The 19,133-nt window shown below is 67.1% G+C and carries 18 protein-coding genes; 8 read left to right on the forward strand and 10 right to left on the reverse strand.

Annotated elements, in window-relative coordinates; genetic code table 11:
- The first annotated feature begins 37 nt into the window (after nucleotides 1-37).
- From H0X91_RS11685 to H0X91_RS11695, 3 genes are all read left to right on the forward strand, one after another.
- Entirely contained in the window at nucleotides 38-1,075 is a 1,038-nt protein-coding gene (locus H0X91_RS11685) for an ABC transporter permease subunit (protein ID WP_006485281.1), read from the forward strand.
- A gap of 100 nt (nucleotides 1,076-1,175) precedes the next feature.
- Nucleotides 1,176-2,120: an ABC transporter substrate-binding protein gene (locus tag H0X91_RS11690; protein WP_006485275.1), complete on the forward strand. Its 945-nt coding sequence runs from the start codon at nucleotides 1,176-1,178 to the stop codon at nucleotides 2,118-2,120.
- A gap of 135 nt (nucleotides 2,121-2,255) precedes the next feature.
- On the forward strand, nucleotides 2,256-3,191 hold the full coding sequence (locus tag H0X91_RS11695; RefSeq protein ID WP_048986591.1) for a carbohydrate kinase family protein: 936 nt from the start codon (nucleotides 2,256-2,258) through the stop codon (nucleotides 3,189-3,191).
- Between the two features lie 33 nt (nucleotides 3,192-3,224).
- On the opposite strand, the gene H0X91_RS11700 is transcribed toward H0X91_RS11695, so the two are convergent.
- The 3 genes from H0X91_RS11700 to H0X91_RS11710 all read right to left on the reverse strand — a co-directional run bounded on the left by H0X91_RS11700 (nucleotide 3,225) and on the right by H0X91_RS11710 (nucleotide 6,274).
- Nucleotides 3,225-4,955 (reverse strand): SulP family inorganic anion transporter, encoded by a 1,731-nt coding sequence (locus tag H0X91_RS11700; RefSeq protein ID WP_080331886.1) that lies wholly within the window; start codon nucleotides 4,953-4,955, stop codon nucleotides 3,225-3,227.
- A gap of 24 nt (nucleotides 4,956-4,979) precedes the next feature.
- Nucleotides 4,980-5,606 carry a ParB-like protein gene (locus tag H0X91_RS11705; RefSeq protein WP_006485279.1) on the reverse strand — a complete coding sequence of 209 codons (627 nt, stop codon included), beginning with the start codon at nucleotides 5,604-5,606 and terminating at the stop codon, nucleotides 4,980-4,982.
- 125 nt (nucleotides 5,607-5,731) lie between these two features.
- Nucleotides 5,732-6,274: a GNAT family N-acetyltransferase gene (locus tag H0X91_RS11710; RefSeq protein WP_006495318.1), complete on the reverse strand. Its 543-nt coding sequence runs from the start codon at nucleotides 6,272-6,274 to the stop codon at nucleotides 5,732-5,734.
- 281 nt (nucleotides 6,275-6,555) lie between these two features.
- Here H0X91_RS11710 and H0X91_RS11715 point away from each other — a divergent pair, with 281 nt between their 5' ends.
- The 4 genes from H0X91_RS11715 to H0X91_RS11730 all read left to right on the forward strand — a co-directional run bounded on the left by H0X91_RS11715 (nucleotide 6,556) and on the right by H0X91_RS11730 (nucleotide 11,672).
- Nucleotides 6,556-7,776, forward strand: coding sequence for an MFS transporter (locus tag H0X91_RS11715; protein ID WP_006495319.1), 1,221 nt, complete (start codon nucleotides 6,556-6,558; stop codon nucleotides 7,774-7,776).
- 215 nt (nucleotides 7,777-7,991) lie between these two features.
- On the forward strand, nucleotides 7,992-8,813 hold the full coding sequence (locus tag H0X91_RS11720; RefSeq protein WP_006495320.1) for a TetR/AcrR family transcriptional regulator: 822 nt from the start codon (nucleotides 7,992-7,994) through the stop codon (nucleotides 8,811-8,813).
- 157 nt (nucleotides 8,814-8,970) lie between these two features.
- Complete coding sequence (locus H0X91_RS11725; protein ID WP_059723720.1) at nucleotides 8,971-10,725, forward strand: AMP-binding protein; 1,755 nt, start codon at nucleotides 8,971-8,973, stop codon at nucleotides 10,723-10,725.
- A gap of 29 nt (nucleotides 10,726-10,754) precedes the next feature.
- Nucleotides 10,755-11,672, forward strand: coding sequence for a DUF1571 domain-containing protein (locus H0X91_RS11730; protein WP_196433048.1), 918 nt, complete (start codon nucleotides 10,755-10,757; stop codon nucleotides 11,670-11,672).
- Between the two features lie 27 nt (nucleotides 11,673-11,699).
- On the opposite strand, the gene H0X91_RS11735 is transcribed toward H0X91_RS11730, so the two are convergent.
- Nucleotides 11,700-11,984, reverse strand: coding sequence for a hypothetical protein (locus tag H0X91_RS11735; protein ID WP_012492571.1), 285 nt, complete (start codon nucleotides 11,982-11,984; stop codon nucleotides 11,700-11,702).
- Between the two features lie 295 nt (nucleotides 11,985-12,279).
- On the opposite strand from H0X91_RS11735, the gene hfq reads away from it, so the two are divergent.
- Complete coding sequence (hfq, locus tag H0X91_RS11740; RefSeq protein ID WP_006495323.1) at nucleotides 12,280-12,849, forward strand: RNA chaperone Hfq; 570 nt, start codon at nucleotides 12,280-12,282, stop codon at nucleotides 12,847-12,849.
- 81 nt (nucleotides 12,850-12,930) lie between these two features.
- On the opposite strand, the gene H0X91_RS11745 is transcribed toward hfq, so the two are convergent.
- The 6 genes from H0X91_RS11745 to H0X91_RS11770 are packed head-to-tail and all read right to left on the reverse strand — an operon-like array spanning nucleotide 12,931 to nucleotide 19,130.
- A complete protein-coding gene (locus H0X91_RS11745) occupies nucleotides 12,931-13,638 on the reverse strand; it encodes a DUF2968 domain-containing protein (RefSeq protein ID WP_034178628.1) in 708 nt (235 codons plus the stop codon).
- A gap of 54 nt (nucleotides 13,639-13,692) precedes the next feature.
- Nucleotides 13,693-15,084: a sigma 54-interacting transcriptional regulator gene (locus tag H0X91_RS11750; RefSeq protein ID WP_006483492.1), complete on the reverse strand. Its 1,392-nt coding sequence runs from the start codon at nucleotides 15,082-15,084 to the stop codon at nucleotides 13,693-13,695.
- Nucleotides 15,085-15,097: 13 nt separating this feature from the next.
- Nucleotides 15,098-16,909: a TadG family pilus assembly protein gene (locus tag H0X91_RS11755; protein WP_006495326.1), complete on the reverse strand. Its 1,812-nt coding sequence runs from the start codon at nucleotides 16,907-16,909 to the stop codon at nucleotides 15,098-15,100.
- Between the two features lie 12 nt (nucleotides 16,910-16,921).
- On the reverse strand, nucleotides 16,922-17,251 hold the full coding sequence (locus H0X91_RS11760) for a DUF3613 domain-containing protein (RefSeq protein ID WP_006483481.1): 330 nt from the start codon (nucleotides 17,249-17,251) through the stop codon (nucleotides 16,922-16,924).
- A gap of 23 nt (nucleotides 17,252-17,274) precedes the next feature.
- Complete coding sequence (locus tag H0X91_RS11765; RefSeq protein WP_034200647.1) at nucleotides 17,275-18,102, reverse strand: pilus assembly protein; 828 nt, start codon at nucleotides 18,100-18,102, stop codon at nucleotides 17,275-17,277.
- 29 nt (nucleotides 18,103-18,131) lie between these two features.
- Entirely contained in the window at nucleotides 18,132-19,130 is a 999-nt protein-coding gene (locus H0X91_RS11770) for a type II secretion system F family protein (protein ID WP_006483478.1), read from the reverse strand.
- Nucleotides 19,131-19,133: the final 3 nt, after the last annotated feature.

A 19,133-nucleotide genomic window follows, 5' to 3' on the forward strand; every position in this document is an offset into this window, starting at 1 on the left:
GCCCTTTTCATTTCACTCTCACTTTCAGGTTACCGAAATGATCAACCCGACCAAGCAGCGGAACCTCGCTTCCGCGACCGCCCATCCGGTCGCCAACCGCACGCCCCTGATGCGCGGCGCCGATCACCGCGCCCGCATGCAATCGCTGATCCGCACGGCCGGCATGCTGCCGGTGCTGCTGGTCCTGTGCGTCGGCTTCGGCTTCCTGACCGATGGCTTCTTCACGTTGCAGAACCTGTCGATCGTCACGCAGCAGGCGTCGATCAACATCGTGCTCGCCGCCGGCATGACGTTCGTGATCCTGACGGGCGGCATCGACCTGTCGGTCGGCTCGGTGCTCGCCGCCGCGGCCGTCGCGGCGCTCATCGCGTCGACCCTTCCCGGCTGGGGCTGGCTCGGCGTGCCGTTCGCGCTCGCGGTCGGCCTCGTGTTCGGCGCGATCAACGGCGGACTGATCTCGTTCCTGCGCCTGCCGCCGTTCATCGTCACGCTCGGCGCGATGACCGCCGTGCGCGGCGTCGCGCGCCTGATCGGCAACGACACGACCGTGTTCAACCCGCAACTGCCGTTCGCGTTCATCGGCAACGGCTCGATCCTCGGCGTGCCGTGGCTCGTCGTGATCGCGTGCGCGGTGATCGCGATCTCGTGGTTCATCCTGCGCCGCACGGTGCTCGGGATGCGGATCTATTCGGTCGGCGGCAACCCGGAAGCCGCACGTCTGTCGGGCATCAACGTACGGGCGATCCAGATGTTCGTGTATGCGGCGTCGGGCCTGCTCGCCGGCCTCGGCGCGGTGATGTCGGCCGCGCGCCTGTATGCGGCCAACGGCCTGCAGCTCGGCCAGTCGTACGAGCTCGACGCGATCGCCGCGGTGATCCTCGGCGGCACGAGCTTCGTCGGCGGCGTCGGGTCGATCGTCGGCACGCTGATCGGCGCGCTGATCATCGCGGTGCTGACCAACGGCCTCGTGCTGCTCGGCGTGTCCGACATCTGGCAGTACATCATCAAGGGGCTCGTGATCATCGGCGCGGTCGCCCTTGACCGCTATCGCCAGCGCGACTCGGCCCGTACCTGACACCGTTCCCTCGCCGCGCATTCCTGACCATTCAACCATCGGCGCGCAGGCAGGTCCTCCTGCGCGCGTTCGCCAACAGACCTCACGGAGACACAACGACATGTTCAAGCACACCGCCGCCCTGACCGCCGTCGCCTGCGCACTCGCGTTCGGCGCCGCCGCCGCCCACGCAGCCGACAAGCCGCTGAAATCGATCGGCGTCACGGTCGGGTCGCTCGGCAACCCGTACTTCGTCACGATCGTGAAAGGCGCCGAAGCGCGCGCGAAGCAGCTCAACCCGAATGCGAAGGTCACGGCCGTCTCGGCCGACTACGACCTGAACAAGCAGTTCACGCAGATCGACAACTTCATCTCCGCGCACGTCGACATGATCCTGCTCAACGCGACCGACCCGAAGGCGATCGAGCCGGCGGTGAAGAAGGCGCAGGCGGCCGGCATCACGGTCGTCGCGGTGGACGTCGCGGCGGCCGGCGCGAACGCGACCGTGCAGACCAACAACGTGAAGGCCGGCGAGCTCGCGTGCGACTACCTCGCGAAGAAGCTGAACGGCAAGGGCAACGTGATCATCGAGAACGGCCCGCAGGTGTCGGCCGTGATCGATCGCGTGAACGGCTGCAAGGCCGTACTCGCGAAAAACGCCGGCATCAAGCTGCTGTCGAGCGACCAGGACGGCAAGGGCTCGCGCGAAGGCGGGATGAACGCGATGCAGGGCTACCTGACGCGCTTTCCGAAGCTCGACGGCGTGTTCACGATCAACGACCCGCAGGCGATCGGCAGCGATCTCGCGGCGAAACAGCTGAACCGCCCGAACATCGTGATCACGTCGGTCGACGGCGCGCCCGACATCGAGGTCGCGCTCAAGTCGAACACGCTCGTGCAGGCGTCGTCGAGCCAGGATCCGTGGGCGATGGCGCAGCAGGCGGTCAACGTCGGCTACGGGATCATGAACGGCCAGAAGCCGGCCAATCCGATGATCCTGATCGAGCCGACGCTCGTCACGCGCGACAACGTGAAGACCTACAAGGGCTGGAGCTCCCCGCGCTGATCGCGCCGAGCGCGCCGCCCGTCTGCGAGCCGGGCGGCGCCGGGCCGCGTCGCCGCGCGCGACGGCCGGCACTGCCCGCCTGTTCAGATCAACCGCTGTACGGCCGCGCACGACGCCGCGGCACAAGGTTTCCACATGACGACGACGTTTCCCCGCCTGATCGTTTTCGGCGAAGCGCTGACCGATTTCATCCGCGACGACGCACAGCACTGGCACAGCGTCGCCGGCGGCTCGTGCTGGAACGTCGCGCGCGTCGGGGCGCGACTCGGCGTGCCGACGGCCTTCGCCGGCACGGTCAGCCGCGACACTTTCGGCGACGAGCTGATGCGCAAGAGCGCCGACGCGGGGCTCGACATGCGCTTCATCCGGCAGGTCGACCGCGCGCCGCTCCTCGCGATGGTCGTATCGAAGCAGCCGCCCCACTATTTCTTCATCGGCGAAAACAGCGCCGATCTCGCGTTCGATCCGGCCGACTTGCCGGCCGGCGCGTTCGACGCGGCCGAGATCGTGCACGTCGGCTCGCTCGGCGTCGTGCGCGAGCCGCTCGCAGCGCGCCTGATCGAACTCGCGCAAGCCGCGCGGGCGGCCGGCAAACGTATCTCGTTCGACCCGAACTTCCGCGCACCGATGGCCGCGCCGTCGTATCGCGACGCGCTGCGCCGCCTGACCGCGCTGGCCGACTGGATCAAGGTCTCCGACGAGGATCTGCGCGGGCTGTTTCCCGAGCTCGACGAAGCGGCCGCGCTCGCGCAACTGCGCGCGTGGGCGCCCGCCGCGACGATGCTCGTCACGCGCGGCGCAGCCGGCATGCAACTGCTGCATCGCGATACCGAGCTGTTCCAGCCCGCGTTCCCGACCGCGGTCGCCGACACGGTCGGCTGCGGCGATGCGAGCATCGGCGGCTGGCTCGCGAGCCAGCTTGCTCGACCCGATGCGTCGGCCGCCGAGCATCTGCGTTACGCGGCCGCGTGCGCGGCCGTCGCCTGCGCGCATGCGGGCGCCTATGCGCCGACGGCCGCGGAAGTGGCCGACATGATCGGTCGCAGCGCCGGCGCCGCGCTGTCGCACTAGACGGCGCCGACGCGCCGCGCCGTCATGCAGCCCTCACGCGGCGGCCGTGCCGTCGCTGCCGTCCGGCGGACGGCCGGCCTGCAGCAGTTGCAGGCTCTCGTCGACGCTCAGTTCCGACATCGCATCGTCGTGCAGCGTATCGTCCGCCGCGCGGCGCAGTGCATGCAGCGCGTGCGTCTTGAGCCGGACGAGCGCGAGCCGCAGCCCGCGCGCCGCGCATTCGGCCGCGAACGTGCGCAACGATTCGATCGTCGTGCCGTCGACATCCGGCGTTTCCTCGAGGCTCAACATCACGGTATGCGTGTCCGGTGCAGCCTTCATCAGCGCCCGCACGCGATTGAGCATCCGGTCCGCATTCGCGAAGAACAGTTGCGCCTCGGGCCGCACGATCAGCACGCCCGGCACCGGCTTCGCATCGGCATGGCTCGCGACGTCGACGAAATCGTGGCTGTCGCGCAGCCGGCCGAGCACGCTGACGTTCGGCTCGGACAGCTTGCGCAGCGTCAGCAGCAGGCTCACGCCAATGGCCGCGAGCAGCCCGTGCAGCACGCCGAGCACGAGCACCGCGAGCAGTGCCGCGATCACGACGAGCCGGTCGCGATGCCAGGCCCAGTACGGCCGGAACACGGACGGATGCAGCGAGTGGCTGACCGCGAAGATCACGATGGCCGCGAGCACGGGCTCGGGCGTGCGCGCGAGCTGCGGCAGCAGCAGCCAGACGATCAGCGCGACCACGCCGGCTGCCCACATCCCCGCGAAGCGCGACTGCGCGCCGGCCGCCTCGTTCGCCGACGTCGCCGAATAGCCGGCGCCGACCGGCATCCCGTGCAGCAGGCCCGACACGAGATTCGCGCAGCCGAGCGCAACGAGGTCGCGGTTCGGCGACACGGTATCGCCGTGCTTCAGCGCGAAGTTGCGGATCGATCCGTACGACTCCGCATACAGGATCAGCATCAGCGCGAACGCGAGCTCGACCGTCTGCATCCATGCGTTGCGGCCGAGATGCGGCAACCCGAATTCGAGGTGCCGGAAGTCGATATGGCCGACGATCGCGATTCCGTACCGCTGCCAGTCGATCGCGTAACCCGCCGCGATCGACAGCACGATCACGACGAGCGTCGCGGGCACGCGCGCGCCGCGGCCGAGCACGAACAGCAGCGCGAGCGCGGTCGCGCCGAGCACGACGCTCGCGAGATTCGCGTGCGGCGCGCCGGTGATCAAATCGAGCGCGACGTGGGGCGCATCGCCGTGCTGCACGGCAATCGCGAGAATCTTCGGTAGCTGCTTGATGACGATCGTCAGCGCGAGACCGAACGTGAAGCCGCGCAGCACGGGCCGCGCGACGAAATCCGACATGCCGCCGAGCCGCGCGACGCCGGCCAGGATGAACAGCACGCCCGTCGTCGCGACGAGCGCCGCCGCCAGCGCGAGCTGCGCGGCGAGCGCCATCCCCGATTCGGCGAGCACGGTCGCGGCGAGCACCGCGGCCGACGACGACGTCGACGACACGATCGCGAAGCGGCTGCTGCCCGTCAGCGCATAGACGACGAGCCCCGACAGCAGCGCGATCAGGCCGGCCTGCGGCGGCAGGTTCGCGAGCCCCGCATACGCAACCGCCTCGGGAATCAGCAGGCCGGCAATCGACAGGCCGGCCAGCGCATCGAGGCCGATCCGTTGCGTACGCGGTGCCGGCGGCGTGTCGAGCGCCGCGAAATGGTCCGGATGTTGCGGGCCGGCCTCGGGGCGGATCGGGGCGGTCGTCATGAGGCGGTCGGCGCCGTGGGCCGGTCAGGGTTTGACGGCGATCACGCCCGACCAGCCGGGCAGATAGCGCGCATCCTGGTCGTGCGCACGATGCAGCGCGACATCGAGCGCCTTCGCGAAATTCTTGCGGATCTGGTCGAGCGACACGTGCTGGCGCAGATAGTCGGCCCACAGGAATTCGCTGAACGGCGTCGCGTCCTTCGCATACCCGCCCGCCGTGCGCAGCTCGCCGGCGAGGCTGCGGTACGGATCGTCCTCGAGCCCCGTCAGCGCCTTCGGCAAATGCGCATAGTCGCGCCGCGAGCCGTCCGGGCCGAACGGATGCACCCACTGGTTGTGTTCCATCATCCGCCAGAAGATCGTGTCGTCGAGCCACGACAGATCCTTCAGCAGCATCGCGTTCACGCGCGACTCGCCCTCCTCGATCAGCGCGAGGCCGAGATGATGGTGATCGGTGATGTAGTGCAGCCCGTCCGGGCCGAGGACGGCCGGGAACCAGTGCGATTCGATCGCGGCCTTGCGGGCGCGCTTGTTCAGCGCCTTCCAGTGCTTGCGCTTCGCCTTGACTTCGCGGTAGCCCACCGTCATCTGGGTCGGACGCAGCGCGTCGAGCCTGACGGGAATGAGATGAACGTCGGTGCCGAGTGCCATGGTCGTACCCCATGTTGCGAAATTCCGGCAACGATACTCCGGATCGCGCGCGCCGTTAATCCGTCATCACCGCGATGCGCGTCCGGTTGACCCTCTCTGACACTTGCCGCACGCACGACGCCACGCTACGCCCGCAAATCGTTGCGTTCGAGGCGGTGACGAATGTAAGGAATGCCGTCGTGCACGACGCTCACGCGCCGCATGCCGAGCTTGCGCGCCACATTCAGCGAGCCGCTGTTGGCCTCCGCGATATCGGCGATCACGCGCGGCAGGCGCACGGTGTCGAACGCGTGCCGCACGACGGCCGCCGCGGCTTCACTCGCGATGCCGCGCCCCCACGTCGCACGCACCAGCCGCCAGCCGATCTCGACGTCGCGCGATCCGTCCTTGTAATCGGGAATCAGCAGGATCCAGCCGATGAACACCTCGGGCGCGGCCTTCTCGAAGATCGACCAGTAGCCGAGGCCCGGCGGATAGTCGCACGTGATCCGGTGCGTGACGAAGCGACGATGCTCGACGGGGTCGTGCCACGGGCCCGCGATGTGGCGCGTGACCTCGGGATCGCGATCCATCTCGATGCACGCATCGAGATCGGCCAGCACGCGCGGACGCAGCCACAGCCGCGCGGTTTCGAGCACGGGCAGCGGGTCGGCGGAACGGTCGTTCATCTGGACTCCTGATACGGGGGCGATGCGCATCGAGCGCATTACAGAATTGATACAAACAGCCTTCCGGAATGATACAGAGTCCCGACGCGTGCCTCGCGCGGCTCCGTTTCCGTTTCCGAAACAGTGCATTTCGTAGGGATTATTCCCGATTCGGCGCTATCGCGCCCCACATCGCGCGACGCGGAAGCCTACACTCGATCAGTGCCCCCGCGCCGCGCGCGAGCCGGGCCGGCATCCGCATGCACATCGTGAGCGCGCAAGCCAACGAGGAGACCCCGGACATGAGCTGGACCCGCGAGCAACGCAACGTCACGATCGCCGCCTACCTGGGCTGGACGCTCGATGCGTTCGATTTTTTCCTGATGGTTTTCGTGCTGAAGGACATCGCCGCGGAGTTCGCGTCGACGATTCCCGCCGTCGCGTTCGCGCTCACGCTGACGCTCGCGATGCGCCCGCTCGGCGCGCTGATCTTCGGCCGGCTCGCCGACCGCTTCGGCCGCCGCCCGACGCTGATGGTCAACATCGCGTGCTATTCGCTGCTCGAACTCGCGTCGGGTTTCGCGCCGAGCCTGACCGCGCTGCTCGTGCTGCGCGCGCTGTTCGGCATCGCGATGGGCGGCGAATGGGGCGTCGGCTCCGCGCTGACGATGGAAACCGTGCCGACGCATGCGCGCGGCTTCGTGTCCGGGCTGCTGCAGGCCGGCTATCCGAGCGGTTATCTGCTCGCGTCGGTCGTGTTCGGCCTGTTCTACCAATACATCGGCTGGCGCGGGATGTTCATGGTCGGCGTGCTGCCCGCGCTGCTCGTGCTGTACGTGCGCGCGCACGTGCCCGAATCGCCGGCATGGAAACAGATGGAGAAGCGCCCGCGCCCGAGCCTCGGCGCCACGCTGAAACAGAACTGGAAACTCACGATCTACGCGATCGTGCTGATGACCGCGTTCAACTTCTTCTCGCACGGTACGCAGGATCTCTATCCGACCTTCCTGCGCGAACAGCATCACTTCGATCCGCATACCGTGTCCTGGATCACGATCGTGCTGAACATCGGCGCGATCGTCGGCGGCCTGTCGTTCGGCACGATCTCCGAGCGGCTCGGCCGGCGCCGCGCGATCTTCATCGCCGCGCTGATCGCGCTGCCGGTGCTGCCGCTGTGGGCGTTCTCGAGCGGCCCGGTCGCGCTCGCCGCCGGCGCGTTCCTGATGCAGATCTCGGTACAGGGCGCGTGGGGCGTGATACCGGTTCACCTGAACGAGATCTCGCCCGACGAGATCCGGGCCACCTTCCCCGGCGTCGTCTACCAGCTCGGTAACCTGCTCGCGTCGGGCAACGCGACGATGCAGGCATCACTCGCCGTGTCGAACGGCAACAACTACGGCTTCGCGCTCGCGCTCGTGGCCGGCATCGTGGCCGTCGCGATCGCCGTGCTGATCCTGTTCAGCCGCGAACGGCGCGGCATCGACATGACGCAATCGGTCAATACGCGTAGCACCGTCGGGTGAACCCGCGCGTTGCGGCACCGCATCATCGCGCGCGCCCCGCCCCGCCGTGAGCGGGTGCCGCGCTTTCCGCACCTGCACATCGAACTAGAGGAATTGGTCCAGACGCCGCGCTTGCCCGCGCCGCCCGCGTTTTTTTATCTTAATGAAAACGACTGTTTGAATCAGATAATCAAATCACCTGTTCGCGGCCGGGAAACCGGCATGGGAGGCGGAACATGGCAGTAAGTCAGGAGGGGCGGCCATCGGCGGGACGGCCGTCCGGGGCGCGGTCATCCGGCACGCGGCAGACCGGCGGGACGAAGGCACGCATTCTCGATGCGGCCGAGGATCTGTTCATCGAACACGGCTTCGAGGCGATGTCGATGCGCCAGATCACCTCGCGCGCGGCGGTCAACCTCGCCGCGGTCAACTACCACTTCGGCAGCAAGGAAGCGCTGATCCACGCGATGCTGTCGCGCCGGCTCGATCAGCTGAACCAGGAGCGCCTCGGCATCCTCGACCGCTTCGACGCGCAGCTCGGCACCCACATCACCTGCGAGCACGTGCTCGGCGCGATGTTCATTCCGGCGCTGAAGGCCTCGCGCGATCCCGAACGCGGCGGGCCCGGGTTCCTCCGGCTGATCGGCCGCGCGTATACCGACCCTTCGCCGTTCGTCCGCAACTTCCTGACCGCGCACTACGCGAGCGTCGCGGGCCGCTTCTTCGATGCGTTCCAGCGCGCGCTGCCGCACCTGCCGCGCACCGAACTCGGCTGGCGGCTGCACTTCGCGATCGGCGCGCTGTCCGGCGCGCTCGCGGGTGCCGAAACCGAAAGCCTGATCGACGAATTCTCGCAAGGCCGCACGATGAACGACGTGCAGATGATCGCGCGGCTGTCGTCGCTGATCGTCGCCGCGCTGAAGGCGCCGATGCCCGACAGCGCGCAACTGTCGATCTTCGCGGCGGTGCTCGACGATGCCGGCGCCAGCGAAGCGTTCGGGCTGCCGCAGTCGGGCGCGACGGCCGCCGAGGTGGCAACGCTGCATTCCACGAGCTGAACGCGCGAGGCCACGCGCGGCTTCCTGTTCACGATTTGATTGATACGCGCGGTCAGGCGCGGCGTCGAGACGCCCGCGCCGGCCGGCCGCGAAGCACGGGGCATGGGCTGGCGCTGACGCGCCGACCCGCGCCGAGCGCCAAGACCGGAGACACGTCATGTCATCATCCGCAGCAACCACCTCGGCCCAGCTTCCGCCGAACACCGACGCCATCTGGTACGCGTCGTACCCGCCCGGCGTCCCGCACGAGATCGACGTCACGCAATACGCGTCGCTCGTGCAGTTCTTCGACGAATGCACGACCCGCTTCGCCGACCGCATCGCGTATGTCAGCGCCGGCGCGTCGATGACCTATCGCACGCTCGCGCAGAAGGTCGACGCATTCGCGTCGTATCTGCAAAGCCTCGGCGTGAAGCCCGGCGACCGCGTCGCGATCATGCTGCCGAACACGTTCCAGTATCCGGTCGCGCTGTTCGGCACGCTGAAGGCCGGCGCGATCGTCGTCAACGTGAATCCGCTCTACACCGCGCGCGAACTCGCGCACCAGTTGAAGGACAGCGGCGCGCAGACGATCGTCGTGTTCGAGAACTTCGCGCGCACGCTGCAGGACGCGCTGCCGGAAACGCAGGTGAAGCACATCGTCGTCACCGCGCTCGGCGACCTGCTCGCCGACGGTTTCAACGCGAAAGGACGCCTGATCAATTTCGTGCTGAAGCACGTGAAGAAGCTCGTGCCGGACTACCACCTGCCGCAGGCGATCCGGCTGCGCTCCGCCCTCGCGCTCGGCGCGCGCGGCGCGCCGCAACCGGTGCAGACCACGCGCGACGATCTCGCGTTCCTGCAATACACCGGCGGCACGACCGGCGTCGCGAAAGGCGCGATGCTCACGCACGGCAACCTGATCGCGAACCTGCTGCAGGCGAAGGCGTGGATCGCCGACCAGGTGTCGGGCGACGTCGAAACCGTGCTCACGCCGCTGCCGCTCTATCACATCTATTCGCTGACGGTGAACGCGTTCATCTTCATGGGGCTCGGCGGGCGCAACATCCTGATCGCGAACCCGCGCGACATGAAGATGGTGATGAAGATCATCCGCCACGAGACGTTCACGGGCATCACCGGCATCAACACGCTGTACAACGCATTCCTCGACAACGAGGAATTCCGCAAGCGCGACTTCTCGAAGCTCAAGCTCGCGATGGCGGGCGGGATGGCGATGCAGCGCGCGGTCGCCGAGCGCTTCCAGCAGGTGACGGGCCGGCCGGTGGTCGAAGGCTACGGCCTCACCGAGTGCTCGCCGATCGTCACGATGAACCCCGTGGACCTGAACGACATGGCCGCGTTCAGCGGTTCGATCGGCCTGCCCGCGCCATCGACCCTCGTGCGCTTTCGCCGCGAGGACGGCACCTGGGCCGCCGTCGGCGAGCCGGGCGAGCTGTGCGTGCGCGGCCCGCAGGTGATGCGCGGCTACTGGCAGCGCCCCGACGAGACCGCCAAGGTGATCGACGCCGACGGCTGGCTCGGCACCGGCGACATCGGCGTGATGGACGAGCGCGGCTTCATCCGCCTCATCGATCGCAAGAAGGACATGATCCTCGTGTCGGGCTTCAACGTGTATCCGAACGAGATCGAGGAAGTGCTGGTGATGCATCCGGGCATCAGCGAAGCCGCGGCGATCGGCATTCCCGACGAGGTGCAGGGCGAACGGATCAAGGTGTTCGTCGTGCGCCGCGACCCGTCGCTGACGGCCGAGGACGTGCTCGCGCACTGCCGCAAGAACCTGACCGGCTACAAGATGCCGAAATTCGTCGAGTTCCGCGACGTGCTGCCGCAGACGAACGTCGGCAAGATCCTGCGCCGCGCGCTGCGCGACGAGGAACTCGCCAAACTCAACGCCGCGAAGCAAGGCTGAACGATCCATCGCTCCGGGAGACGCTGTCGATGAACGAAGGAATGAAACGCCGCGCGCGGCATGCCGCCGAGGCGGCGCTCGCGTGCGCGCTGTCGCTCGCACAGGCCGGCCTGCATGCACAGGAAACGGCGAGCGCCGCGAGCGCGGCACCGGCCGTCGCGCTGCCCGCGGATCTCGCGAAGGTCACGCACGAGCCGCTCGAGCAACAGGCGCGCTGGCTGCGCACGGCGGCCCAGCGCGGCACGCTCGCGCAACTCGACGACGCGACGCTCACCGCGCTCTTCAAGGCACTCGATCCGCTCGCCGTGCCGCTCTATATCCGCAACGGCCCGAACGGCTATCCGGCCTACCAGTTCACGATGGTGCGCCAGGAGCGCATCAGCGGAAAATGGTCCGACACGCCCGACCGCATGCTCGTGAAGACGACCCGCGAGCCGCTGCGGGTGTATGCGAAATGGCTGCCGGGCGGCGCGCATGCCGGCCAGGAGACGATCTACGACACGACCCAGCGCAAGGACGAGATGTATGGCCATCTCGGCGGCCTGCTCGGCAAGATTCCGCTGTGGACGGCGATCGACGGCGCGCTGGCGCGTGCCCAGTCGAATCACCAGGTGGAGGATCTCGGCACCGAGTTCATCACGAACCTGTACCTGACCGAAGGGAAGAAATACCTGGAAGCCGGCGTGCAGCGGCCGACCGACGTGCAGGCCAAAACGATCGACGGCGTGCGCGTCGTCGCACTCACCTACGAAACGCCGACCGGCCGGCCGCAGTTCTATGCGAAAAAGGAAGTGCTGGGGCTCGACCTGCACGCCCCCTATTTCCGGACCGTCGAGTCCTATGACAACGACGGCAAGATCTTCGAGCGGATCGTCATCGAGAAAATCGCGCCCGCGACCCTCGACGACACCGCATTCGACCCGAAAAACCCCGACTACGCGTTCTGACACGCGCTGACGGGGCCGGTCACGGGCTCAATCGTCATCGTCGTCGCCGTGGTGCCGATGCCAGTGCTTGTAGTAGTGCTTGCGCCACTTGCGGTAGCGATCGTCGTCGTCATCGCCGTAATAGCCGTATCCGTAGCCCGGATAGGCGACGACGGCGGGCTGCGGCGCCACATAGACCGGCGCCGGTTCGACATAGACCGGTGCGACCGGTACGCCGATGCCGACCGACAGGTCGACATGCCCCGCCATTGCACTGCCGGAAACGAGCAACGCCATGCCCCCGATTACCCCTGCCACTTGCCTCTTGTTCATGCTCCGGATCCCTGATAAGCCGGCCCGCCCGGCTCACGCAACCAATGTAAGCGCGCCGCCCGCGCCGAGGTGATACGGGGCTGCGAGAGTCGTAACGCGACGTAACGAAACGGCTTTGGCCATTCGGCCGGATCGCGAAAATGCGCCGGAACGTCTATAGTGGGTTACGGTTCGACACAATCGCGACTGCGCGCTCCCCTATCGAACAGGGTAGAATTCCGCCAAACGGCTTGTGGACGAACACGCCACACACACGCACAACATATTCTCTGACGCAGGCTCCTGCCGCACCTCAATGGCCAATCCCGCAGAATCCCATCCGCAAAACGACTTCATCAATTCGGCGCGCAAGGAACGTAAGCGTGTTGAAATCTATCTCGTCAACGGCATTCGTCTGACGGGGTGTATCGAGTCGTTCGACCAGTATCTGGTGATGCTGCGCACCCCCGTGGGTCTGCAAGGCATCTACAAGCGTGCGATTTCCACGATCCAGCTCGACACGGGCGGTTCGCGCCCGGGCGGCGGCGGCCCCCGCGGCCCGCGCACCGGCGGTCGCCCCGGCGGCCGTGAAGGCGGCGGCCACAGCCCGTACGGCTCGCACGGCGGTCCGCGCGAATCGCGCGGCGACGGCGGCTACGGCTCCCGCGAGCCGCGTGAAGGCTACGGTTCGCGCGAACCGCGCGAGGGCTACGGCTCGCGTGAGCCGCGCGAAGGCTACGGCGCACCGCGTGAACCGCGCGAAAGCTACGGCGCGCCGCGCGACACCGGCGACGCATCCGGCAACGCCGCGCCGTCGGATTCCCGCGGCGGCAACGGGCCGGTCATCGTGACGCGCCGCCGGCGAATCGTGCCGGACGGCCAGTAAAACAAAAAGGGCAAGCCAACCGGCTTGCCCTTTTCACTTGTACGGCCGGCGCGGCATGTCGCCGCACCGCCGTTACCGAATTCAGCGTGCCGTCGTCGGCAGGCCCGCGTCGGCCTCGCGCTGCAGCGAACGCACCTGCTGCTGCAACGCCCGCAATTGCGACTGGAGCTGCGCCTGTTGCGCCTGCAACGCCGCCGTTTCGCTCCGCACGCTCTTCTGGCGATCCGCCACCGCCGCCTGCTGCTGGCGGGCGATCGAGATGTCCGCCTGCAGACGCCGCGCGCGGTCCTGCGTGACTTCGATCTGCTTGTCCATTTGCGCCTTCTGCGATTCCAGCTTCGCCGCCCGCAGTTCGTTGACGGCCAGCCGCTCCGCCTGATGCGAGAAATCGCGATAGATCGCTTCCGCGCGCGTTTCGTCGTAAGTCTTGATCACGCGCCAGAACGCCTTTTGCTGGAACAACGCGACGAAATACGCACCGTCCTTGACGTTGAACAGCAGGCTGGCGCCGTAGCTGCCGTTGTAGCTCGTGCGCATTTCCGTCAGCGAGTGCGCCTGGATCTGGCGCTGCAAATCGTCGACCGTGCTCGGTCCCGTCGTCTCGCCGGCCTGCGGCTGCACCGACGTCTGCGCCTGCGAATCGATCACCGGAATCGCGGCCACCGGCGCCGATGCCTGCTGCACCGCCGACGGATCGCCGCCTGCCAGCCCCTGCGCGAATGCGCCTTGCATGCCTCCCACCAGGGCGAGCATTACGCTCACCCGCCCCAACCCCGTCATATGGCTCATGAAGTTTTATTCCCGCCCGAGTCGTTGTAATTCACCGCGATTTTATCTCATTAATTACTCGCTTTCGCGGGTCTCGGGCTCTTCGTCGAAGATCTGATATTTGCGCATTTTTTCCCACAACACCTTGCGGCTGATGCCGAGCTGCTGGGCCGTGTCCTGACGCCGCCAACCGTTTGCGTCGAGCGCCGCGATCACGCGGTTGCGCTCGTTCATGTCCCACTTGCTGCGATCGACGAACACCTCGGCCGCACTCTCTGCCGGCACCGGCTGGGCCGCGCTGCGCGCGTGCGCGATCAGTCGCTGCAGTCGCGCGGCATCCCAGCCGCCCGTCTGTCGCACCGTCACGCCGACGCGCTCGGCGAGGTTGCGCAGCTCGCGCACGTTGCCGGGGAAATAGCTGTCCGCGACCGAATCCGTGAGCCAGTACGGCAGGTCGGACAACTCGGCGAGCCGCTCCTCGCCCACCACCTGGGCGACGAACGACTTGAACAGCGCGATCTTGTCGACCGCACCGCGCTCTTCCAGCGACGGAATGCTCAGCTCGATCACCGCGAGCCGGTAGTAGAGATCGGCGCGGAACAGTCCCTCCTTCACGAGCTGCGGCAGCTTCTTGTTGCTTGCCGCGACCAGACGGAAATCGACCTTGACCGGCGCCGTCGCGCCGACGCGCAGCACCGCGCCGTCCTCGAGCACGCGCAGCAGCTTGACTTGCTGGTACAGCGGCAGATCGCCGACTTCGTCGAGGAACAGCGTGCCGCCGGCCGCCTGCTCGAAATAGCCTTTATGCGCAACAACCGCGCCCGTGAACGACCCTTTCGCATGGCCGAAGAACAGCGATTCGAACAGGCCGTCCGGAATCGCGCCGCAGTTCACCGGCACGAATTCGCCGTGCCGGTAGCGTGAATGCTTTTCGTGCAGCAGTTGCGCGATGCGCTCCTTGCCGACGCCGGTTTCGCCGTGCAGCAGCACGTTGGTGTCGCAGTCGGCGAACGTATCGACTTCGTGCAGCAGCGCCTGCATCGATTCGGAGTGCGCGACGAGTTCCGACGGCTGCAACGTCTCGGCTGCGTGCGCACGCAGTTGCGTGACGAGCTTGCCGATCATGCCGCGCAGTTCGGCGCACGTGAAGTCGAGCGGCAGGATATGCGAATACTCGGGCGGATACTGCGACGCGTCGTGGTCGCGCGCCGCGCCGACCCAGACCACCGGCATGCCGATGTTGGCCTGCCAGTCGCGCAGGAATGCCGCGCCGCCTTCGATCATCGTCACGCTGATGATCGCCAGCGAGCGCCGCAACGCGGCGCGCTCGGGCGAGACCGCCGCGTTGTCGGCGCGGATCACTTCGACGTCGAAGCTCGCCATGCACCGGGCGACGCGGTCGACGATGTCCGCCTTGCCTTCCCAGACGTACAGGTCGAGCTCTTCGATTGCGGGCGTATTTCTCATCTGATCTGCTTCTTCAGTAAACCGTTTGGGCGACCCCGCAATTGAGCGAGATCTGGTGGACCGTCGCCGCGCCGACCTGGACGCCGAGCAGATTCAGCAGCGGAACGAGGACTGCGTCGAGGCTCGACAGGAGTGGGCTGAGCAGACTGGTCAGAAAACCGAGCAGCGTCGATACGAAGGAAGACGGTATCGGCAAAGGGGTCAGGTCGAGCAAGGTAAGGTTGACAGTGATCGTCGCAGCCGCGAGTTGAGCCAGCGCCGAACTGAGCGCTGAGCCGAGTGCATTCGAATTCACGGTCCAGTAGTTCGCATCGATTCCCGGCACGCCATTGAACGTATGCGATTGGGAAGCGCCCTGCACTTGGACAGATACGTTGGACATAGAGGCCGTCACCCGAACAGCCCCAAGCACCGCGTTCGCGTTGATGATCTGCGCCGGCGACGAACAACTGTAATTCGACGACAGGCTGATCTTGCCCGATGCATCGAGTGGCGGCTGGCCGATGCACAGATTGGCCACGCCCGGTTGCGCCGTAATGGCGACGGTACTCGCCTCCTGCGTGGACGCACATTGCGTCGAATTCAGCCATGCGGTACCGGTGCCGGCTTGCAGGTAAATCGGAAGCTTGACATCGATCGATGCGATCGCATTCAGCAACGGCCCGACTATCGGCAACTGCGCGGTGCCGAGAGCGACATTCAGATACACACCCACCGCAGCCGTCGACGCCTTCGTGCGCCACGTTCCCGTTGCCGGATCGATCCCGCCCTCGCCAACGCCGATCGACGGCGGGCTGATGATCTGCACCTGCAGTTGCGTTCCCGTCAGCCCGCCGAGATTCAGCGACGGCACATTGACCGTGACCGCCGGCTTGCCCGTTGCCGCGATCTCCGCGCCGACCATCAGGAGGTCGAGCAGGTCCACCTGCGCATTGAGGGCCGCCTGCGTATCCGCGAGCGCGACGTTCAGCAACCCGCCCGCGCCGCCGAGACCGATCGACGTTCCCGGAATGTTGGCGTTCAGGATCGCCTGCAGCGTGGCGAGGCTCGCCTGCAGGCTTGCGTTCACGACGGACGTCTGGGTGGCCGCCTTCACCATCAACTGGATCAGTTGCGGCAACGTGAGCTTCAGCGCGAGCAGTTGATCGACCGTGCCGACGCCCGCCGCCACGACGAGATCGCCGACCGTCACGTTGGTGCAGGCAAGCGCTTGGTATGACCCGATGTTCAGGTTCAGGTTGGCGCCGAGCAACCCGCCGATCAGTCCGTTGACGAGCCCCGGATTGCCGGACGTCGGTGCGGATCCGCCCGAGCAGCCGACGCCGCCGAGCGCGGCCAGGGTTGCACCGACCGAGAACGTATCGATGTTCGTCGAACGCGCGGTTGATACCGCGGACACCGTCTGCGGCGGTCCGACGAAGAAGAACGGCACCTGACGCGTGACGACCACCTTGGCGGCGTTCAATTGCGTGGTTCCGGCTGCCGCGGCAGCGTAGTAGCTGGGTGCCGGGTTGACGGACGTATCCCAGCGGCCACATTCAATGTTGATCGTGTCGCCGTTCGACGCATTGAGACCGTTGGACTGCGCATTGCTGGTCGCGGTGGCAGTCGGCTGCGAACAGGCATCGTCCATCCGCTGCACGGCCGCGAGCGCGGCCATGTCGGCAATGCGCTGCACGTCCCGACGCTGGTAAAAGAGATTACCGACGCCAATGGCGCCAAGCGTCGTGATGGCGATCAGCGTCGCGACGATCGCCATCACCGAGAACGCGCCGCGCTGTCGTGACGCGCGGCGGATCGTGCCGCCACTGTGTCGGGTAGTCACCGTGCTGCTCCGTCAGCGCGCGAGATCGCCGCCGGACAGCCCGCCGCTGCCGCCGCCACCGCTACTGCCACCGCCCGACGCCGACATCGTGCCGAACCACTGCGGAATCGGCGTCTTGAACGAGTCGATATAGCGCTGATACGCATACGTACCCGCCGCGCCGTCGATCGGTTGCGGCGTGGCGGCCGAGCGATTCGAGCGCTGCAGGTCGAGCAGCGCGGTGGTCGCATGACCGATTTCGGACGCCGGCGTGTCGCTTTGCGCGTGCGCGACGCCCGCGCCCAGCGAGCACACGAACGCGATGCCCACGGCCCGCACGCGGATTGAGGAAAGGTGAAACATGATGGCCTCCGTGAATATCGTCGTTATCGCGCGAAACGCTGCAGCAGCGGCACGGCAAGATCGAAATTGTCGCTGCTCGCCACCGACGGCACGGACACACTGGCCGGCGCACGTGCAATGGCGCGCTGCTTCGCACGCATCGCGGCCGCGACCTTCGTCTCGTCGTCACGAATCTGGCCGCGCACCGCGGGCGACAGCTTCTGCTGATCCATCAGCCGCCGCGCGTCCTTCGCATGGCCCGTCGCGAGCAGGTACAGCACGAAGTTGCTGAGGATCTTCGGGTTCTTCTGCTCGAGTTCGGCCGCCTTCAGCAGCGGCACGCGTGCCCCCGCCAGATCGCCTTCGCGCATCTTCGAATACGCGAGGTCGGACAACGTCGCCGCATCGGTCGGCGCAAGCACCGTCGCCTGTTCGAGCTGCTGCGTGGCCAGCGCAAAATCGCCGCGGGCGCCGGCGGTCAGCCCCAGCCCGCGATAGCCGCGCGCCGCGAGCGGCGTCGTCAGCAACTTGGTATAGGCGGCCACGCCGGCGTCGTACTGGCCGGTCGCGCGCAACGCGTCGGCGCGCAGCAGGATCGTGTCCGGCGACGCGCCATATTGCTTCTCGTACTGATCGATGTGCGCCAACGACGCGAAATACAGTCCCTGCCCCTGCATCCGCTCGATCAGGCCCAGATACATGCCTGGCGTATCGGGCGGCGCATTCTTGTCGGCCGCGGCCTGCATCAGCGCGCCGCGTTCGGCCTGCGCGCCGACGCCGTATCCGGATTCCTTGAACATCGCGCACCCGCTGGCCAGCAACGCGCATGCCGTCGCGCCTGCGATCGTGCGAACCCAACCCAATCGATTCATCTTCTGTCGCTCCTTCCCTTCGTGCCGCATCAACGGTGAATCGCGGCGAGCGCGGCCAGCACGGTCATGATCCCGGGCCCCGCCGTCACTATCAACAGTGCCGGCAACAGCGTGACGATCATCACGCCGGTCATCTTCACCGTCAGGCGGCCGATCTGCTCGCGCAGCGTCGCGCGACGCCCTTCACGCAGACGGTCACCGAATTGTTTCAGCGGCTCCTGCACCGCACCGCCATGCTTGTCGACCTGAATCAGCAAGCGCACGATCGCGCGCAGGTCCTCGTTGTCGAAACTGTTCGTGAGGCGTTGCAGCGACTGTTCGCGCGTACGACCGGCCGCGAACTGCCGCTGTGCAACGCCGAGTTCCCACGACAGCACGGGCAGCATCGTCTGGAAATCGTGCGTGACGACCTGGATGCTCTGGTCGAGCGACAGGCCGACGCCCTGCAGCAGCCGCAACATGTCGACGAGCAGCGGCAATTCGGCCGCAATGCTTTGCCGGCGAGCAGTGGCGCGGCGCCGCACGTAGATTTTCGGCAGCATGTAGCCGGTCACGAGCGCGACGGAGATCCACAGCGGCCAGCGCGTCTGCTGTCCGCGACCGATCAGGACCAGCACGGCAAGCGCCGGCAGCAGGATCGCGCAGACGATGCGCGCGCCGACGAACAGCGCTCGCGCGCGCACGTCGACGAAACCGCACTGTTCAAGCAACTGACGATCTTCGTCGGCGATCAGATATCGGCTGAAGCCGGTCTCGAGCCAGCGCATCCCGACGTCTTCGAAGCGTGCGCGCAGCCCTGCGAAACGCACGCGCGGCGCGGCAGGCGCCACCGCGTCGCGCGCAGGTTCGGCGGCACCGGCGCGTGCGGCGGCCGCTTCCACTGCCGCGGTCCGGCGATCGAGCGCATTCACCAGCGCGCGCTCGGCACGCTGCACGAGCACGATGCGAACGATCGCGAGCGCGGCAAGCAGCAGCACGCCGACCGATCCGAGCACCAGCGCAAGTGCGCCTAAACGGTTTGCATCCATCGA

It is taken from the genome of Burkholderia sp. 9777_1386 (assembly GCF_015712265.1).
In the GTDB taxonomy this organism is placed as follows: Bacteria; Pseudomonadota; Gammaproteobacteria; order Burkholderiales; family Burkholderiaceae; genus Burkholderia; species Burkholderia cenocepacia.

What these genes read in the sequence shown, in the direction of transcription:
- H0X91_RS11685 (WP_006485281.1), top strand. Translation starts at nt 38, where the DNA reads ATGATCAACCCGACCAAGCAGCGGAACCTCGCTTCCGCGACCGCCCAT.
- H0X91_RS11690 (WP_006485275.1), top strand. Translation starts at nt 1,176, where the DNA reads ATGTTCAAGCACACCGCCGCCCTGACCGCCGTCGCCTGCGCACTCGCG.
- H0X91_RS11695 (WP_048986591.1), top strand. Translation starts at nt 2,256, where the DNA reads ATGACGACGACGTTTCCCCGCCTGATCGTTTTCGGCGAAGCGCTGACC.
- H0X91_RS11700 (WP_080331886.1), bottom strand. Translation starts at nt 4,955, where the DNA reads ATGACGACCGCCCCGATCCGCCCCGAGGCCGGCCCGCAACATCCGGAC.
- H0X91_RS11705 (WP_006485279.1), bottom strand. Translation starts at nt 5,606, where the DNA reads ATGGCACTCGGCACCGACGTTCATCTCATTCCCGTCAGGCTCGACGCG.
- H0X91_RS11710 (WP_006495318.1), bottom strand. Translation starts at nt 6,274, where the DNA reads ATGAACGACCGTTCCGCCGACCCGCTGCCCGTGCTCGAAACCGCGCGG.
- H0X91_RS11715 (WP_006495319.1), top strand. Translation starts at nt 6,556, where the DNA reads ATGAGCTGGACCCGCGAGCAACGCAACGTCACGATCGCCGCCTACCTG.
- H0X91_RS11720 (WP_006495320.1), top strand. Translation starts at nt 7,992, where the DNA reads ATGGCAGTAAGTCAGGAGGGGCGGCCATCGGCGGGACGGCCGTCCGGG.
- H0X91_RS11725 (WP_059723720.1), top strand. Translation starts at nt 8,971, where the DNA reads ATGTCATCATCCGCAGCAACCACCTCGGCCCAGCTTCCGCCGAACACC.
- H0X91_RS11730 (WP_196433048.1), top strand. Translation starts at nt 10,755, where the DNA reads ATGAACGAAGGAATGAAACGCCGCGCGCGGCATGCCGCCGAGGCGGCG.
- H0X91_RS11735 (WP_012492571.1), bottom strand. Translation starts at nt 11,984, where the DNA reads ATGAACAAGAGGCAAGTGGCAGGGGTAATCGGGGGCATGGCGTTGCTC.
- hfq (WP_006495323.1), top strand. Translation starts at nt 12,280, where the DNA reads ATGGCCAATCCCGCAGAATCCCATCCGCAAAACGACTTCATCAATTCG.
- H0X91_RS11745 (WP_034178628.1), bottom strand. Translation starts at nt 13,638, where the DNA reads ATGAGCCATATGACGGGGTTGGGGCGGGTGAGCGTAATGCTCGCCCTG.
- H0X91_RS11750 (WP_006483492.1), bottom strand. Translation starts at nt 15,084, where the DNA reads ATGAGAAATACGCCCGCAATCGAAGAGCTCGACCTGTACGTCTGGGAA.
- H0X91_RS11760 (WP_006483481.1), bottom strand. Translation starts at nt 17,251, where the DNA reads ATGTTTCACCTTTCCTCAATCCGCGTGCGGGCCGTGGGCATCGCGTTC.
- H0X91_RS11765 (WP_034200647.1), bottom strand. Translation starts at nt 18,102, where the DNA reads ATGAATCGATTGGGTTGGGTTCGCACGATCGCAGGCGCGACGGCATGC.
- H0X91_RS11770 (WP_006483478.1), bottom strand. Translation starts at nt 19,130, where the DNA reads ATGGATGCAAACCGTTTAGGCGCACTTGCGCTGGTGCTCGGATCGGTC.